Genomic DNA, 15,590 nt, shown 5'->3' with positions numbered 1-15,590 from the left:
TGGATGAGTTGACGGTTTTTTTATGCTCTTTTTAAAATGCTCTTTTTATTGAGGTTTAATTGAATGTCAAATCAACGCATTCGTATTCGCCTAAAAGCTTTTGACCATCGTTTGATTGACCAATCAACGTTGGAAATCGTGGAAACTGCTAAGCGCACTGGTGCTCAGGTTCGTGGTCCAATCCCACTACCTACGCGCAAAGAGCGTTTCACTGTACTTGTTTCTCCGCACGTTAACAAAGACGCGCGTGATCAGTACGAAATCCGCACCCACAAACGTCTGATCGACATCGTAGAGCCAACTGACAAGACTGTAGACGCACTAATGCGTTTAGACCTTGCTGCTGGTGTTGATGTTCAAATCAGCCTGGGTTAATCGGAAGATTAGAGAGGTTTTAGGAAAATGGCATTAGGTCTAATCGGTCGTAAAGTGGGCATGACTCGTATCTTCACTGAAGATGGCGTTTCAATCCCAGTAACCGTTATCGAAGCGACGCCAAACCGTGTAACTCAGGTTAAATCTGAAGCTACTGACGGTTATAACGCGCTTCAAGTGACTGCAGGCGAGAAGAAAGCTAGCCGTGTAAACAAACCAGAAGCGGGTCACTTCGCTAAAGCTGGTGTTGAGGCTGGTCGTGGTCTGTGGGAATTCCGTCTATCTGGCGACGAAGGTGACTTCGAAGTTGGTAACGAAATTACTGTTGAAGTATTCAACGACGTTGCAAAAGTTGACGTAACTGGTACTTCTAAAGGTAAAGGCTTCCAAGGTGGTGTTAAGCGCTGGAACTTCAGTATGCAAGACGCTACTCACGGTAACTCATTATCTCACCGTGCTCCGGGTTCAATTGGTCAAAACCAATCACCTGGTAAAGTATTTAAAGGTAAGAAAATGGCCGGTCACATGGGTGCTGAGCGTGTAACGACTCAAAACCTAGAAGTTGTTCGTGTTGACGCAGAACGTGGTCTATTACTTGTTAAAGGTGCAGTACCTGGCGCAGTAAATGGCGACGTAATCGTTAAACCAGCTGTTAAAGCTTAAGTCCTGGAGATTTAGTGATGGAATTAACGTTAAAAGACGCATCAGGCGCTCTTGAGGTTTCCGAAGCTACTTTTGGTCGTGAGTTTAACGAAGCATTAGTACACCAAGTAGTTGTTGCATACGCAGCAGGTGCTCGTCAAGGTACTAAAGCTCAGAAGACACGTTCTGAAGTAAGTGGTGGCGGTAAGAAACCATTTCGTCAAAAAGGTACTGGCCGTGCACGTGCTGGTACAATCCGCAGCCCAATCTGGCGCAGCGGTGGTGTGAGCTTTGCAGCTAAGCCGCAAGATCACAGCCAAAAAGTTAACCGTAAGATGTATCGCGGTGCGATTCAAAGCATCCTATCTGAACTAGTTCGTCAAGAGCGTTTAGTAGTTGTTGAAAACTTTGGTCTAGAAGCACCAAAGACTAAAGAACTAGTAAGCAAGCTTAAAGAGCTAGAGCTTAAAGATGTTCTAATCGTAACTGAAGAAGTTGATGAGAACCTATTCTTATCTTCACGTAACCTATACAAAGTAGACGTACGTGACGTTGCGGGCATTGACCCAGTAAGCTTAATTGCTTTCGATAAGGTTCTTATTACAGCAGCAGCTGTTAAGCAACTTGAGGAGGCATTAGCATGATCTCTGAAGAACGTTTATTAAAAGTTCTACGTGCTCCGCACATCTCTGAGAAAAGTACTATCAATGCTGAAACTAGTAACACTATTGTGTTCAAAGTAGCTAAAGATGCAACTAAAGCTGAAATTAAAGCAGCTGTAGAAAAACTTTTCGAAGTTGAAGTAACGGGTGTTCGTTCGCTTGTTGTTAAGGGTAAGAAAAAGCGCACTGGTATGCGTTTCGGTCAGCGTTCTGATTGGAAAAAAGCTTACGTTACTCTTAAAGAAGGCAGCGAATTAGACTTTGTCGGCGGCGCCGAGTAATTTAAGGAGTTAGAATTATGGCACTTCAAAAGTGTAAACCAACTTCTGCGGGTCGTCGTCACGTCGTTAAAGTGGTTAACCCTGATCTACACAAGGGTAAGCCATACGCTCCGCTACTAGAGAAAAACTCTAAATCAGGTGGTCGTAACAACAACGGTCGTATCACGGTTCGTCACATTGGTGGTGGTCATAAGCATCATTACCGTGTAATCGATTTTAAACGCACTAAAGACGGTATTCCGGCTAAAGTTGAGCGTTTAGAATACGATCCAAACCGTAGCGCAAACATCGCTCTTGTATTATATGCAGACGGTGAGCGTCGTTACATCATCGCACCTAAAGGCCTTAAAGCTGGTGATGCAATCCAATCTGGTGTTGATGCACCGATTAAGGTTGGTAACACATTGCCAATGCGTAACATGCCTGTAGGTTCTACTGTTCACAACGTTGAGCTTAAGCCTGGTAAAGGTGCTCAAATCGCTCGTTCAGCGGGTGCATACGTTCAGATCCTTGCTCGTGAAGGTCAGTACGTAACACTTCGTCTTCGTTCAGGCGAGATGCGTAAAGTTGAAGCGGATTGTCGCGCAACTTTAGGTGAAGTAGGTAACGCAGAACACATGCTTCGTTCACTAGGTAAAGCTGGTGCTAACCGTTGGCGTGGTGTTCGTCCTACAGTTCGTGGTGTTGCCATGAACCCAGTAGACCACCCACACGGTGGTGGTGAAGGTCGTACTTCTGGTGGTCGTCATCCTGTGTCTCCATGGGGTAAGCCTACCAAAGGTGCTAAGACACGTAAGAACAAGCGTACTGATAAATTTATCGTACGTCGTCGTACTAAGTAATAGTTGAGGAATTGCCATGCCACGTTCTCTCAAGAAGGGTCCATTCATTGACCTACACTTGCTGAAGAAGGTAGAGAAGGCGTTGGAAAGCGGTGACAAGAAGCCTATAAAGACTTGGAGCCGTCGTTCAATGATCATCCCTAATATGATCGGATTGACCATCGCTGTCCATAATGGTCGTCAGCACGTCCCTGTATTTGTTTCGGACGAAATGATCGGTCACAAACTAGGTGAATTTGCACCTACACGTACTTATCGCGGCCATGCTGCTGATAAGAAAGCTAAAAAGCGTTAATAGGGGAATATGATGGAAGCATTAGCTAAACACAAATTCGCCTCTGGTTCAGCGCAAAAAGCACGTTTAGTTGCAGATCAAGTCCGTGGACTACCTGTTGATCGCGCGCTAGAAATACTGGCGTACAGCCCGAAATCAGCGGCTGTTTTAGTTAAGAAAGTACTAGAGTCTGCTATTGCGAATGCAGAGCATAACGAAGGTGCTGACATTGATGAGCTTAAAGTGGCGAAAGTTTTTGTAGACGAAGGTCCTACAATGAAACGTATTCGTCCACGTGCTAAAGGTCGTGCGGATCGCATCCTTAAGCGTACTAGCCACATCACTGTTGTGGTTTCAGATAACTAGGAGATTAACTAATGGGACAAAAAGTACACCCTACTGGTATTCGCCTAGGTATCTCAAAACCTTGGGTATCTACTTGGTACGCGAATACAAAAGACTACTCTGAGACGCTATTTGGCGATCACAAAGTTCGTACTTTCCTTACAAAGGAATTAAAAGCGGCTTCTGTGTCTAAAATCGTTATCGAACGTCCAGCGAAATCAATCCGTGTAACAATTCACACAGCTCGTCCTGGTGTTGTTATCGGTAAAAAAGGCGAAGACGTTGAGAAGCTACGTCAAGCAGTGACTAAACTTGCAGGTGTTCCGGCTCAGATCAATATTTCTGAAGTTCGTAAGCCAGAGTTAGACGCACAGCTTGTAGCTGACAGCATCTCTTCACAGCTTGAGCGCCGTGTAATGTTCCGTCGTGCTATGAAGCGCGCTGTACAAAACGCAATGCGTCTAGGCGCTAAAGGTATTAAGGTTGAAGTTAGCGGTCGTTTAGGCGGCGCTGAAATCGCACGTTCTGAGTGGTACCGTGAAGGTCGTGTACCTCTACACACTCTACGTGCTGATATCGATTACGCAACTTCAGAAGCTTTAACTACTTACGGCATCATCGGTGTTAAAGTTTGGATCTTCAAAGGCGAAGTTATCGGTGGTCTTCCACTGAAACAAGAAGCTGAGAAGCCAGCTAAGCGTGCACCGAAAAAAGCTCGTAAAGCTAAGTAAGGGGTAGCGATCAATGTTACAGCCAAAACGTACAAAATTCCGTAAAATGCACAAAGGCCGCAACCGCGGTTTAGCGCAAAACGGTAACAAAGTTAGCTTCGGCTCATTCGGCCTTAAAGCGACTGGCCGTGGCCGTATGACTGCTCGTCAAATCGAAGCAGCTCGTCGTGCTATGACTCGTCACATCAAGCGTCAAGGTAAAATCTGGATCCGTGTGTTCCCAGATAAGCCAATTACAAACAAGCCGCTTGAAGTTCGTATGGGTAAAGGTAAAGGTAGCGTAGAATACTGGGTTGCTGAAATTCAGCCTGGTAAAGTACTTTACGAAATGGAAGGTGTTTCTGAAGAGCTTGCTCGTGAAGCGTTTGACCTTGCTGCTCGTAAACTACCATTCAAGACAACATTCGTAACTCGGACGGTAATGTAATGAAAGCTAGCGAATTAAAAGACAAGAGCGTAGAAGAGCTAAACACTGAACTTCTAGAGCTTCTTCGTGAGCAGTTTAACCTGCGCATGCAAGCGAGCACTGGTCAGCTAGCTCAGTCTCATTTACTACGTAAAGTACGTCGCGATATCGCGCGTGTTAAAACGGTTATCAACCAGAAGGCAGGTGCATAATGAGCGATAAAATCCGTACTCTACAAGGTCGCGTAGTTAGTGACAAGATGGACAAGTCTATCGTTGTTGCTGTTGAACGTCAGGTGAAGCACCCAATCTATGGTAAATTCATCAAGCGTACTACTAAGCTACACGCACACGATGAGAACAACACTGCTAAAGTAGGCAACACAGTTACTATTCGTGAATGTGCTCCTATTTCTAAGAACAAATCTTGGACTTTAGTAGACGTTATTGCTTAATTTTTATTAATTAAGTAAACGCTAAAAACCCCGGCCTTGGTCGGGGTTTTTTATGTTTGGAATAAAGCAAATTAAGTTGTAGGTGAAGCCCTTAATCTAGGGTAAGTTCATTTAGTGTACTACTAAGCTACACGCACATGATAAGAAGATCATTTCCAAAGGTGGTAACACAGTTACTATTCGTCAATGTTTAGTATTAACTGGCTCTTTGGGTAAGCCTGCTTACTGCTTACTTACGATTTCTTACATTGTTTAGGTTTTATTCGCTGAACTTTAACCCCTTGCAATACTCCTAACATATTCATAATAATTATAAATTTTCAAAAGGTGTTGCTGTGCGTTCTAAGCAAATGGCATTGCTGAACTCTATTACCATACACTTTGTTCTAGGCTACTTACTGGTAACTCAAACATTCAAACAGCCAAGTTCAAAACAGGAAGCGTCGCTTAAAACGTACATCATACCTGTCGCGCAGCAGCGCAAAATTCTTGCTGAAATGGTGAAACCTAAAGATGAGCAAAAGCCTGAACCTAAACAACAGGAAATACCTGAAAAAATTTTAAAAAAAGCAGTTGTTGGGCAGGAAAACAAAACCCCAAAAGTTGCAGAACCACCAGTACAAAAAAGCACTGAAAATCCGTTGAAAAGCGTACCTAAAACTCAGGAAAAGTCGACTAAGGCCAAAACTAAAGTCATAAAGTTTAATCGTTACAAGAGCCTTGAGAATGTAATAGAAAAAGAACAGCAGGCTTATTTTAAATCGCAACAATTCAATAACCAGATAAGCCAACCTAAAGTCAAAATTAAGCCGTCGCAAAAATATCAAGATCTAGTTAACGAGCAAGCTGAAGTTGTCGTTGGTAGTGCAACCTCATCACGTAAGACAATAAAATATAAAGGTAAGTGTTATCTTGTCGATAGCAGTTCTGAAATGGGCAGTATGGACATGCCGTCCTCATCTGGCTTTCCATGTCCAGGTGAAAAATCAGATAATGAAATATTGCTGAAAAATTCGCTGAATAAGTATTTAAAGAAAAAATAAGGGATATGCGTGAAAAATTGTGTATGTATTTTCTTGCTGCTAATAAGTGCTGGTTGTTCAACTGGTTTGAAGCAGCGTGACATAAGAGAATGTCGAGAAAATGCGTTTCAAAACCAAACACTGCCTATGGCTGTGATAGGAGCGCAATATAATGATTGTATAAGCGAGAAAAGAGAAATACAGGCGGCAGAGCGGCAAATGACGCTAATTGAAAATGTATTTGAGGTAATGCTAGATATCTTTGGTGTAAAAGCGTCTGATTAGCTTTAGCGACAACCTTATTTAACTTTCAAGATTGATGTAAATACCTAGTAATACCTAGTAAAACCTAATACCAATTCAATTATTCACCCACCATTTACTAACCTCAAGGGAAAATTTAATTCTATCTGCGTGAACCTTTGCTCGAACGCTCACGTCTTGATAATCAAACAATCTACTTTGGAAGTGTAAATGCATCAAGCGCAGGAAGAGTTATTGGTCTTAGCGGCTCAATCAGGGAACACAGAAGCGTTCACCTATCTGTGTCGTCACTACCAAAAAGCCGTAACTCGCTTTGCGTATAAACTATCGAGCGACCCGCAAATAGTTCATGATGCAGTGCAAAATGCATGGTTAAAACTCGCAAATAACCTTCACAAATTAAATGACCCAAGGGCATTCAAAAGCTGGTTGTTTAAAACCGTCCGCTGGAGCGTATATGATTTAATGCGCGCCGCAAAGCGAGATAAAGAGATTATCGCAAACGATATAGATGTGCTTGATATTGTCGCGTCAACTAAACCTGAAAGCAGAGATATCGGAGCGTTGATAGAGCGGCTTCCAGATATAGATAAGCAGGTTATACATTTGTTCTATTTGGAAGAAATGCAATTGACACAAATAGCCGAGGTATTAGAAGTACCATTAGGTACTGTTAAATCGAGACTATATCGTGCCAGAAAAGCGTTACAACAGAGTGTAGAGGATGAGCAAGATGAATATTGACGAAAGAATTGTTAAACAACTCGATGCGGATTCAGCTGAAATCGACCGCATTTTAGCGGAACAAAATAATGGGCTAGGCGCATTGCTAAATGCGGGTTTAAAAGGCGCGATGCGACCTTGGTTTATATTAGTAAATGTATTAGTACTAATAAATTTTCTCGGGCTCGCTTATCTTGTCTATCAATTTTTTACGCAAGCAGCAGATACGCAACTATTTTGGGGAGTACTCGCTATTTTTAGTTTTCAATTTCATATTGCCGCTAAAAGTTGGCTTTATAACGAAATGAATCGAAGTAGTTTAATGCGTGAAATAAAGCGCCTTGAAGTTGCGGTTAATGACTTAAAAGTTTCAACAAGTAAGTCGGAGTAATTGATGGATAAGCTAAAGACAGTTGTTTTAATATTGCTGCAAACGCTGGTATTTATTCTTCAGTTCTTACTGTCATAATCGATGCGTATGGTTCGTATATAAAACAAAAAGCCAGCTAGATGCTGGCTTTTTTAACTAAGGAGAATGACTTAATTAAAGTTTTGGGCCTGCCGCTACAAGCGCCTTGCCGTTTTCTGTGTCAGTGAACTTGTCAAAGTTATCAACAAAACGCTTAGCTAGGTCTGTTGCTTTGTCAGTCCATACGCTTGCATCTTCGTAAGTGTTACGAGGATCAAGAATATCACCTTCAACACCTTCAAGTGACTTAGGTACTTGAAGGTTAAATAGTGGCACGATTTCAGTTTCTGCGTTATCGATAGAGCCATCTAAGATAGCATCGATGATTGCGCGTGTTGCTTTAATTGAAATACGTTTGCCTGTGCCGTTCCAACCTGTGTTTACTAGGTAAGCTTCAGCGCCAGCAGCTTCCATACGCTTTTGCAGTACTTCAGCGTATTGTGTTGGGTGAAGTGATAAGAATGCAGCACCAAAACAGCTTGAGAACGTAGGAGTTGGTTCAGTAATACCACGCTCAGTACCCGCTAGCTTCGCAGTGAAACCCGATAAGAAGTAGTATTGTGTTTGCTCTGGCGTTAATTTAGCAACTGGTGGTAATACACCAAACGCATCAGCAGTTAGGAAGATAACTTTCTTCGCGTGACCTGCTTTTGATACCGGCTTAACAATGTTATCAATGTGGTGAATTGGGTAAGAAACACGCGTGTTTTCAGTTGTTGAGTTATCGTCAAAATCAATCTTGCCGTTTTCATCAACTGATACGTTTTCTAATAATGCGTCACGACGGATTGCATTGTAGATGTCAGGCTCATTTTCTTTGCTTAGGTTAATTGTTTTTGCGTAACAACCACCTTCAAAGTTAAATACGCCGTTGTCATCCCAACCGTGCTCGTCATCACCAATTAGCTCGCGCTTAGGGTCGGTTGAAAGTGTTGTTTTACCAGTACCAGAAAGACCGAAGAAAATTGCAACGTCGCCATCTTTACCAACGTTTGCACTACAGTGCATTGACGCGATGCCTTTGAGGGGTAGGTAGTAGTTCATCATTGAGAACATACCTTTTTTCATTTCACCGCCGTACCAAGTACCACCAATTAATTGGATTTTCTCAGTTAGGTTAAATGCAACGAAGTTTTCAGAGTTAAGACCCTGTTCTTGCCATTTGTCATTCGTGGTTTTCGCACCATTCATTACGATGAAGTCAGGCTCGTAATCTTTTAGCTCTTCTTCAGAAGGACGAATGAACATGTTTTTAACGAAATGTGCTTGCCATGCTACTTCAGTAACAAAACGTACTTTAAGGCGTGTGTCTTCGTTCGCACCACAGAATGTGTCAACTACGAAAAGACGCTTGCCTGAAAGCTGCTTAGTCACTAAACCTTTTAGGTGTGACCAAGTTTCAGGAGTCATTGGTTTGTTGTCGTTTTTACCTTGATCAGACCACCACACAGTGTCAGCTGAGGTTTCATCACGTACGATGTACTTATCTTTTGGTGAACGACCGGTAAAGATACCAGTTTTCACGTTAACTGCGCCTAATTCAGTTTCGACACCTTTGTCATAACCTTCAAGGCCCGCTTTAGTTTCTTCCGCAAAAAGTAACTCGTAAGATGGATTGTGAACAATTTCTGAAACATCGTGAATGCCATATTGCGACAAATCAATCGAGTTTTCTAAAGCTGACATAGTTTAAACACTCCTAGGGGTTTTGAACGGGTAGTAAAATAAAATCGAATAAAATTCGAGCGTCAATTCTATCTTAATACTAGAGTAAAACCAAAGCTGAAACCCCCGATTTTTCTGGGATTTATGTATTTTTTTTCATGATACCGGTGTCATTTTAAAATACCCAATATGCATCGATCTTATGACACCGCTGTCATTTTATTTTTGTACTTTTTATAGACTTTTTGTGCAGGGAATTAGCGGTAAGTTAATTGCAATTATGATGTTCTTAGTATTGGTGAAACGCTAAACTAATTCAGATAACAAAAAAAGCAGGCATTTAGCCTGCTTTTTCAATAAAAAAACATTGTTTATTAGTTAAAAATGTTTTCAATATCACGTTTGTTAAATTGGTATTCTTTTAAACAATATTGGCAGTTAATTTTAATAGCGCCTTGTTCTTTCGCATCTTCAAGCAATGCATCTTTACCAACATTAACAATTGCATCTGCAATTTTATCACGGCTACAGCCACAGCGGAAACTTACTGGTTGAGGATCAAATAAACGTGGGTTATCTTCATGATAAAGGCGCGTTAACACTGTATGACCATCAAGATTTAATAACTCTTCATCTTTAATGGTATTTGTTAATGCTTCTAAATGCGTAAAGTCTTCTTCCGCTTTTTCTTTGTTTACAGGTAATACTTGTAGCAGCATGCCCGAACACTTTTCTTGCTCAGCATCAGTGCTAATCCACATGCGTGTGCGTAGCTGTTCAGACTGCTGGAAGTACTGCTCTAAACATTCAGCTAGGCTGTCTGACACTAAAGGTACAATACCTTGGTAGCGCTCGCCTTTAAGCGGGGTAATGGTAATAACCATATGACCTTTACCAATTAGGTTTAACACGCCAGTATCTGTAATCTCACCTTGAATTCGGGCAATACCACGCATAGTTTGCTGGTGGTTACCATTAATCACGGCATATTTTACAGGCCCGTCACCTTGTAGCTGAACGGCAATTTCGCCTTCAAACTTCAACGTTGCTGTAAGTAAGCAGGTTGCTACTAATAGCTCACCGATCAACTGCTTGACTTCAGTTGGGTAATTGTGGTTTTCGATTATCTCTGAAAACGTTTGATCAAGTTGTACTAACTCACCACGTACATCATGGTTTTCAAAAATATATCTGTGTAATAGATCTTGCTGCATTGGTCAGATACCTTGTTTCAAGCGTACTGCTTGATAAATGTTAACTATGTTTAAATTTAATAAGCTCACGACGCTGCTTTTTATCAGGGCGTTGTTCAGGGCTTGGAGAGAAAAAGGCATTGTTTTTACGTGCCCAAGCGTTTTCTTCACGCTTTTTCTCGCTCTCTTGCGTTTCCTGATACAACGTTTGCGCAATTGGTGCCCCGCGTCTTTGATCGCTAATCTTTTCGATGGTGACAATTTTTTCGTCAAATCCTTGCGAGAATTTAATTGTCGCACCTAACTCAACGGTTTTGCTAGGTTTGCATCGTTGGCCATTGTAGTGAACTTTGCCCCCGAGAATCATTTCGCGAGCAATCGCACGTGTTTTGTAAAAGCGTGCAGCCCAAAGCCACTTGTCTAATCTTACGCTTAGACTGTCGTCGTGATCTGAAGTGTGTGTTGAATTCTGCTTTTTACTCATGGAGTGAGTGAATAATTGCACTGAAAAGTACGTGAAATATACCATAAATGCCAATATAGACAAAGTTGATACATTTATTTACCAAAAATAGAGACAAAGGGAATCAAGCCCTGACACAGAATTGTCATATTTACAGTGTAAATTCCAGCCACTTTCCATATTACCTGCTTGTTGTAGAAAAGCTGACAGGTTAAGATGGTCGTTCAAAAATAAGCAAGCAAATTATAATAATGCAGATAAACCAAGCGCAAATCGAACAGGTTATAGCAAAATTTCCACATAAAAAAGCAAGCAATATTGTGCTTGTTGTTGTGGTTATTTATGTCGCATTTTTAGCTGCGCAATTAACTTGGATGTTATGGCCAGGGCCAACTCAACAAGCTGCATTTATTACTGTGAATAACAGTGATTCGGGTAGCGCATTCAACTACAGCAGTAAAGAGCTGGTATCGCAAAATATTTTTGGTAATGCAACGCAACAAGCAGAGCAGAAAACAGAAGAAATTATCAGTGATGCACCTGAAACAACGTTAAATATTAAATTAACGGGTGTAGTGGCGATTGCTGGCGATGAGAAAGCTGGTCATGCCATTATCGAAAGCCAAAATAGGCAAGAAACCTATTCAGTAGGCGAGTTAGTTAAAGGTACTCGTGCACAAATCGAAACCATTTTTGCGGACCGCGTAATTATTAAAGTGAGCGGTCGTTTCGAAACCTTAATGCTCGATGGTATTGATTACTCAAAAACCGTTAAGCAACCTACCAAAAAACAAGGCAAGTCATTTAACCAACTTCGTTCAGCAAATGAGTCTCCGGCTCCTGCAATAAATGCAACGAAAAATGCAGACCTTAAACAAGAACTAAAAGCTAAGCGCAGAGAATTACTTGAAGAACCTGGGAAACTTTTTGATTATATTCGCATCTCACCTAAACGGGTTGATGGACAAATTGTTGGATATAACCTTAGCCCAGGCAAAGACCCTAAGCTGTTTTCACAAATGGGGCTTAAAAGTGGGGACCTCGCGACTTCAATTAATGGCTATCAGCTAACCGATATGAAACAGGCTATGGCAGCGATTGGTGAACTTAGAAATGCATCATCTGCGACAATAGTTATCGAACGTCAAGGGCAAATTCTCGACGTGCTATTTAGCCTAGAATAAGAATACGACTCGGAGTAACTAAATGAAAAGCGTGTTAAACCTAAGCAAGGTTTACAAAGGATTACGTAAATATGCAGCATTATTAGTTGCTGTAGGTGTTTCCTATTCTGCACTTGCGGTGGAGTATTCACCTAGTTTCAAAAATACAGAAATCACTGAATTCATTAATGTTGTTGGTAAAGACTTAAAAAAAACCATCATCATTAACCCTAATGTGCGTGGCAAAATTAATGTGCGCAGTTACGAGGCGATGGACGAAGAGCTGTATTACGAGTTCTTTTTAAATGTATTAGAAGTATACGGCTATACTGCAATTGAAATGGAAACCGGTTTTATCAAAATTGATAAAAGTGCCGACGGCCGTAAAAAGAATGTTCCTGTACTGGATGACGATGAAGAAGTGACGGGCGATGTGATGATCACCCGCGTTGTGCGTGTAAAAAACGTCAGCGTACAAGAGCTTGGTCCAGTTGTTCGTCAGTTTAGTGACCAAAAAGGCGGTAGCCACGTTGCGCAATATACGGCATCAAACGTAATGATGTTAACGGGTCATGCGGCAACAGTGAATCGCTTAGTTCAAGTGATTAAACAAGTTGACCGTGCAGGCGACCAATCAGTTGATATTGTAAAACTGAGCTATGCGACAGCGTCAGATGTTGTTTCTGTCGTTGAAACTATCTACAAACCTGCGTCAGGTGGAAAAAACAACATTCCAGCTTTCCTTATTCCTAAAGTAGTTGCCGATGAGCGCACGAATAGTGTCATCGTAAGTGGCGAAGGGGAAGCGCGTGACAGAGCGATTGCCCTAATTAAGCGCCTTGATAACGAACTTGAAACGCAAGGTAACACTAAAGTCTTTTACCTAAGTTACGCCAAAGCAGAAGACTTAGTGAAAGTGCTACAAGGTGTGAGTAAGTCAATTAATGACGAAAAGAACCAAGGCAAAACATCTGGTCGTTCAGCTAATAAAGATCAAATTAGCATTGAAGCGCACGAAGACACAAACTCCGTTGTTATCACAGCAAACCCCGATGTGATGCGTTCGCTTGAAAAAGTCATCAAAGATCTTGATGTGCGCCGTGCACAAGTACTGGTTGAAGCAATTATTGTTGAAGTACTTGAAGGCGATGGCGTTAACTTTGGTCTGCAGTGGATTTCAGAACAAGGCGGTATGGTTCAGTTTAACAATGGTAGCAGCGCGCCAATTGGTTCTATTGCTGCGGCGGCAGAGCTAGCTCGTGATAAAACCGTTAAGAAAAATGTAATTGGTTCAGAAACGGGCACAGGTACACAGTATGATGAAACCGTTGAGGGTAACCTTGAGCCATTAGCTGGTCTACTTAGTAGTATTAGTGGTTTAGCAGTGGGTATCGCGAAAAACGATTGGGCTGCGATTGTGCAGGCAGTATCATCAGATACTAACTCAAATATTCTAGCAACACCTTCTGTAACCACTATGGATAACGAAGAAGCGTCGATGCTAGTTGGTCAAGAAGTGCCAATTCTTACTGGCTCAACGTCAAGCAGTAACAATACCAACCCATTCCAAACGGTAGAGCGTAAAGAAGTGGGTGTAAAATTAAAAGTAACGCCACAAATCAACGAAGGTACAGCGGTTCAACTAAAAATCGAACAAGAAGTTTCAAGTGTATCAGGTGCAACTGCGGTTGATATTTCAATTAACAAGCGTTCGATTAGCAACACTGTACTGGCCGATGACGGTAGCATGGTGATTCTCGGTGGTTTAATTGACGAAAATGTACAAGAAAGCGTGCAAAAAGTGCCATTGCTAGGTGATATTCCAGTGCTTGGTCACTTATTTAAATCAACGTCGTCAACCAAGCAAAAACGTAACTTATTGGTATTTATTCGTCCAACTATTTTGCGTGACAGTGTAAGCATGAATAAGCTGAGTCATGGTAAATATAACTTTATTCGTGGCGAGCAGGTAAAACGCAAAGACGATGGCATTAACTTAATGCCAAATGAAGTACCACCAGTACTACCTGAGTGGGACGATGCGCTGGTGTTACCGCCAACGTATCAAGAGTTCTTACACGGCGAAAACAAAAAGAATCAGCAAGATGACTGAGATAGTTTCTGAGGTTAGTATTGCACCCGTAGTGCCTGTTAAGCGTTTACCATTCAGTTTTGCTAAGCGCTACAGCATCTTGATGCAAACACAAAACAACGAGTTAGTAGTAAGTTATGCGGGCGATTTAAATCAACAGGCATTGCTTGAAGTAAGGCGTGTTGCGGCAAGTACCTTTTCGCTTAAGCAAGTGCCTAAAGATGAGTTTGAGTTACTGTTAGAGGTGGCTTATCAACGCGATAGCTCAGAAACACAGCAGATTATGGAAGATATCGGCAATGAGGTCGATTTGTTCTCGCTGGCCGAAGAGCTACCACAAACAGAAGACTTACTTGCCTCAGAAGATGATGCGCCAATTATCAAACTAATCAACGCCATGTTAGGTGAAGCGATTAAAGAAGGTGCATCGGATATTCACATTGAAACGTTCGAGCAAAACTTGGTAATTCGTTTCCGTGTTGATGGTGTTTTAAAAGAAGTATTAGAGCCAAATCGTAAACTAGCATCGTTACTTGTCTCGCGTATCAAAGTAATGGCAAAGCTCGACATTGCAGAAAAACGTGTTCCGCAAGATGGTCGTATTAGTTTGCGTATTGCAGGCCGTGCAGTTGATGTGCGTGTTTCAACTATGCCATCAAGCTTTGGTGAACGTGTTGTATTACGTCTTCTTGATAAAAACAATGCACGTTTGGATTTGGAAGATCTCGGTATGTCAGAACATAACCGCAGAACATTCGCCGAATTAATTCGTAAACCGCATGGCATTATTTTGGTTACCGGCCCAACAGGTTCAGGTAAAAGTACCACCTTGTATGCGGGAATGACTGAAATTAATACTCGAGACCGCAATATTTTAACGGTTGAAGATCCCATTGAATATGAAATCCCTGGTATAGGTCAAACGCAGGTCAACCCTAAAGTAGATATGACTTTTGCCCGCGGCTTACGCGCCATCTTACGTCAAGACCCTGATGTGGTGATGGTTGGTGAAATTCGAGATTTAGAAACAGCGCAAATTGGTGTACAAGCGTCATTAACTGGTCACTTAGTATTATCAACGCTGCACACTAACACGGCAGCGGGTGCGATTACTCGTATGGAAGATATGGGGGTTGAACCATTCTTACTTTCTTCGTCATTACTAGGTGTACTATCGCAACGCTTAGTTAGAACTTTGTGTGACTGTAAAGAGTCGCATGTAGCCGATGAAAGAGAGTGTGAGTTGCTTGGTATAGAACACGGTAAAGGTGTTGAAATTTGTCGCCCTGTCGGCTGTAGCGAATGTAATCACAACGGTTATAAAGGCCGTACTGGTATTCATGAATTGCTGGTGGTTGATGAAGCGGTACGCGAACTTATTCACGATGGCAAAGGCGAACAAGCGGTTGAAAAATACGTACGTAAAACCACACCGAGTATTCGCCAAGACGGTTGTAACCGAGTACTTGCGGGGCAAACGTCACTTGAAGAAGTGCTTCGCGTGACGCGTGAGGAAAGTTAATC

General features: G+C 41.9%; 21 protein-coding genes. 18 read left to right on the top strand and 3 right to left on the bottom strand.

The window, feature by feature from the left end:
* Window positions 1-63 precede the first annotated feature (63 nt).
* The 15 genes from rpsJ (at window position 64) to L1068_RS18515 (ending at window position 7,412) form a co-directional block, all read left to right on the top strand.
* On the top strand, window positions 64-375 hold the full coding sequence (gene rpsJ / locus L1068_RS18585) for a 30S ribosomal protein S10 (RefSeq protein WP_010561274.1): 312 nt from the start codon (window positions 64-66) through the stop codon (window positions 373-375).
* Between the two features lie 27 nt (window positions 376-402).
* Window positions 403-1,038 (top strand): 50S ribosomal protein L3, encoded by a 636-nt coding sequence (gene rplC, locus L1068_RS18580; protein WP_054979007.1) that lies wholly within the window; start codon window positions 403-405, stop codon window positions 1,036-1,038.
* 17 nt (window positions 1,039-1,055) lie between these two features.
* Entirely contained in the window at window positions 1,056-1,661 is a 606-nt protein-coding gene (rplD, locus tag L1068_RS18575) for a 50S ribosomal protein L4 (RefSeq protein ID WP_054979006.1), read from the top strand.
* Window positions 1,658-1,960, top strand: coding sequence for a 50S ribosomal protein L23 (rplW, locus tag L1068_RS18570; protein WP_054979005.1), 303 nt, complete (start codon window positions 1,658-1,660; stop codon window positions 1,958-1,960). Before rplD ends, rplW begins: the two co-directional genes overlap by 4 nt.
* Before the next feature lie 17 nt (window positions 1,961-1,977).
* Window positions 1,978-2,802 carry a 50S ribosomal protein L2 gene (rplB, locus tag L1068_RS18565; protein ID WP_054979004.1) on the top strand — a complete coding sequence of 275 codons (825 nt, stop codon included), beginning with the start codon at window positions 1,978-1,980 and terminating at the stop codon, window positions 2,800-2,802.
* Window positions 2,803-2,818: 16 nt separating this feature from the next.
* Window positions 2,819-3,097, top strand: a complete 279-nt coding sequence (gene rpsS / locus L1068_RS18560; RefSeq protein ID WP_010561269.1) for a 30S ribosomal protein S19 — start codon at window positions 2,819-2,821, stop codon at window positions 3,095-3,097.
* A gap of 12 nt (window positions 3,098-3,109) precedes the next feature.
* Entirely contained in the window at window positions 3,110-3,442 is a 333-nt protein-coding gene (rplV, locus tag L1068_RS18555; protein ID WP_010561268.1) for a 50S ribosomal protein L22, read from the top strand.
* Between the two features lie 11 nt (window positions 3,443-3,453).
* Window positions 3,454-4,152: a 30S ribosomal protein S3 gene (rpsC, locus tag L1068_RS18550; protein ID WP_010561267.1), complete on the top strand. Its 699-nt coding sequence runs from the start codon at window positions 3,454-3,456 to the stop codon at window positions 4,150-4,152.
* Between the two features lie 13 nt (window positions 4,153-4,165).
* The gene (gene rplP / locus L1068_RS18545; RefSeq protein ID WP_010561266.1) at window positions 4,166-4,579 is read left to right on the top strand and encodes a 50S ribosomal protein L16; all 414 of its coding nucleotides are present in this window, start codon (window positions 4,166-4,168) and stop codon (window positions 4,577-4,579) included.
* The gene (gene rpmC / locus L1068_RS18540) at window positions 4,579-4,770 is read left to right on the top strand and encodes a 50S ribosomal protein L29 (protein WP_010561265.1); all 192 of its coding nucleotides are present in this window, start codon (window positions 4,579-4,581) and stop codon (window positions 4,768-4,770) included. Before rplP ends, rpmC begins: the two co-directional genes overlap by 1 nt.
* Window positions 4,770-5,012, top strand: a complete 243-nt coding sequence (gene rpsQ / locus L1068_RS18535) for a 30S ribosomal protein S17 (protein ID WP_054979002.1) — start codon at window positions 4,770-4,772, stop codon at window positions 5,010-5,012. The genes rpmC and rpsQ overlap by 1 nt, the downstream gene beginning before the upstream one ends.
* A 335-nt stretch (window positions 5,013-5,347) precedes the next feature.
* Window positions 5,348-6,055, top strand: coding sequence for a hypothetical protein (locus tag L1068_RS18530; RefSeq protein ID WP_237131409.1), 708 nt, complete (start codon window positions 5,348-5,350; stop codon window positions 6,053-6,055).
* Window positions 6,056-6,064: 9 nt separating this feature from the next.
* Window positions 6,065-6,319, top strand: a complete 255-nt coding sequence (locus L1068_RS18525; protein WP_237131408.1) for a hypothetical protein — start codon at window positions 6,065-6,067, stop codon at window positions 6,317-6,319.
* Between the two features lie 189 nt (window positions 6,320-6,508).
* Window positions 6,509-7,042: a sigma-70 family RNA polymerase sigma factor gene (locus tag L1068_RS18520; protein WP_237131407.1), complete on the top strand. Its 534-nt coding sequence runs from the start codon at window positions 6,509-6,511 to the stop codon at window positions 7,040-7,042.
* On the top strand, window positions 7,032-7,412 hold the full coding sequence (locus tag L1068_RS18515) for a DUF6768 family protein (RefSeq protein WP_237131406.1): 381 nt from the start codon (window positions 7,032-7,034) through the stop codon (window positions 7,410-7,412). Before L1068_RS18520 ends, L1068_RS18515 begins: the two co-directional genes overlap by 11 nt.
* 153 nt (window positions 7,413-7,565) lie before the next feature.
* Here the strand turns inward: L1068_RS18515 and pckA are convergent, their stop codons facing one another.
* The 3 genes from pckA to hslR form a co-directional block, all read right to left on the bottom strand.
* Complete coding sequence (gene pckA / locus L1068_RS18510) at window positions 7,566-9,176, bottom strand: phosphoenolpyruvate carboxykinase (ATP) (protein ID WP_237131405.1); 1,611 nt, start codon at window positions 9,174-9,176, stop codon at window positions 7,566-7,568.
* Between the two features lie 353 nt (window positions 9,177-9,529).
* Window positions 9,530-10,369, bottom strand: a complete 840-nt coding sequence (gene hslO / locus L1068_RS18505) for an Hsp33 family molecular chaperone HslO (protein ID WP_237131404.1) — start codon at window positions 10,367-10,369, stop codon at window positions 9,530-9,532.
* Window positions 10,370-10,409: 40 nt separating this feature from the next.
* Entirely contained in the window at window positions 10,410-10,832 is a 423-nt protein-coding gene (gene hslR, locus L1068_RS18500) for a ribosome-associated heat shock protein Hsp15 (RefSeq protein ID WP_010561253.1), read from the bottom strand.
* 230 nt (window positions 10,833-11,062) lie between these two features.
* Here hslR and gspC point away from each other — a divergent pair, with 230 nt between their 5' ends.
* From gspC to gspE, 3 genes are read left to right on the top strand one after another with little or no spacing between them, the layout of a single operon-like run.
* A complete protein-coding gene (gene gspC / locus L1068_RS18495; protein WP_237131403.1) occupies window positions 11,063-11,995 on the top strand; it encodes a type II secretion system protein GspC in 933 nt (310 codons plus the stop codon).
* Window positions 11,996-12,017: 22 nt separating this feature from the next.
* Entirely contained in the window at window positions 12,018-14,087 is a 2,070-nt protein-coding gene (gspD, locus tag L1068_RS18490; RefSeq protein WP_237131402.1) for a type II secretion system secretin GspD, read from the top strand.
* Window positions 14,080-15,588 (top strand): type II secretion system ATPase GspE, encoded by a 1,509-nt coding sequence (gene gspE, locus L1068_RS18485; protein ID WP_237131401.1) that lies wholly within the window; start codon window positions 14,080-14,082, stop codon window positions 15,586-15,588. The genes gspD and gspE overlap by 8 nt, the downstream gene beginning before the upstream one ends.
* Window positions 15,589-15,590: the final 2 nt, after the last annotated feature.

It is taken from the genome of Pseudoalteromonas sp. MMG024 (genome assembly GCF_021654175.1).
In the GTDB taxonomy this organism is placed as follows: Bacteria; Pseudomonadota; Gammaproteobacteria; order Enterobacterales; family Alteromonadaceae; genus Pseudoalteromonas.
Note: the sequence above shows the minus strand (reverse complement) of the source record. Positions and strands in the feature narration are given on the sequence as shown.

Excerpts from the sequence above, each read along its gene's own strand:
- rpsJ (WP_010561274.1), top strand. The coding sequence starts at position 64 with ATGTCAAATCAACGCATTCGTATTCGCCTAAAAGCTTTTGACCATCGT.
- rplC (WP_054979007.1), top strand. The coding sequence starts at position 403 with ATGGCATTAGGTCTAATCGGTCGTAAAGTGGGCATGACTCGTATCTTC.
- rplD (WP_054979006.1), top strand. The coding sequence starts at position 1,056 with ATGGAATTAACGTTAAAAGACGCATCAGGCGCTCTTGAGGTTTCCGAA.
- rplW (WP_054979005.1), top strand. The coding sequence starts at position 1,658 with ATGATCTCTGAAGAACGTTTATTAAAAGTTCTACGTGCTCCGCACATC.
- rplB (WP_054979004.1), top strand. The coding sequence starts at position 1,978 with ATGGCACTTCAAAAGTGTAAACCAACTTCTGCGGGTCGTCGTCACGTC.
- rpsS (WP_010561269.1), top strand. The coding sequence starts at position 2,819 with ATGCCACGTTCTCTCAAGAAGGGTCCATTCATTGACCTACACTTGCTG.
- rplV (WP_010561268.1), top strand. The coding sequence starts at position 3,110 with ATGGAAGCATTAGCTAAACACAAATTCGCCTCTGGTTCAGCGCAAAAA.
- rpsC (WP_010561267.1), top strand. The coding sequence starts at position 3,454 with ATGGGACAAAAAGTACACCCTACTGGTATTCGCCTAGGTATCTCAAAA.
- rplP (WP_010561266.1), top strand. The coding sequence starts at position 4,166 with ATGTTACAGCCAAAACGTACAAAATTCCGTAAAATGCACAAAGGCCGC.
- rpmC (WP_010561265.1), top strand. The coding sequence starts at position 4,579 with ATGAAAGCTAGCGAATTAAAAGACAAGAGCGTAGAAGAGCTAAACACT.
- rpsQ (WP_054979002.1), top strand. The coding sequence starts at position 4,770 with ATGAGCGATAAAATCCGTACTCTACAAGGTCGCGTAGTTAGTGACAAG.
- L1068_RS18520 (WP_237131407.1), top strand. The coding sequence starts at position 6,509 with ATGCATCAAGCGCAGGAAGAGTTATTGGTCTTAGCGGCTCAATCAGGG.
- L1068_RS18515 (WP_237131406.1), top strand. The coding sequence starts at position 7,032 with ATGAATATTGACGAAAGAATTGTTAAACAACTCGATGCGGATTCAGCT.
- pckA (WP_237131405.1), bottom strand. The coding sequence starts at position 9,176 with ATGTCAGCTTTAGAAAACTCGATTGATTTGTCGCAATATGGCATTCAC.
- hslO (WP_237131404.1), bottom strand. The coding sequence starts at position 10,369 with ATGCAGCAAGATCTATTACACAGATATATTTTTGAAAACCATGATGTA.
- hslR (WP_010561253.1), bottom strand. The coding sequence starts at position 10,832 with ATGAGTAAAAAGCAGAATTCAACACACACTTCAGATCACGACGACAGT.
- gspC (WP_237131403.1), top strand. The coding sequence starts at position 11,063 with ATGCAGATAAACCAAGCGCAAATCGAACAGGTTATAGCAAAATTTCCA.
- gspD (WP_237131402.1), top strand. The coding sequence starts at position 12,018 with ATGAAAAGCGTGTTAAACCTAAGCAAGGTTTACAAAGGATTACGTAAA.
- gspE (WP_237131401.1), top strand. The coding sequence starts at position 14,080 with ATGACTGAGATAGTTTCTGAGGTTAGTATTGCACCCGTAGTGCCTGTT.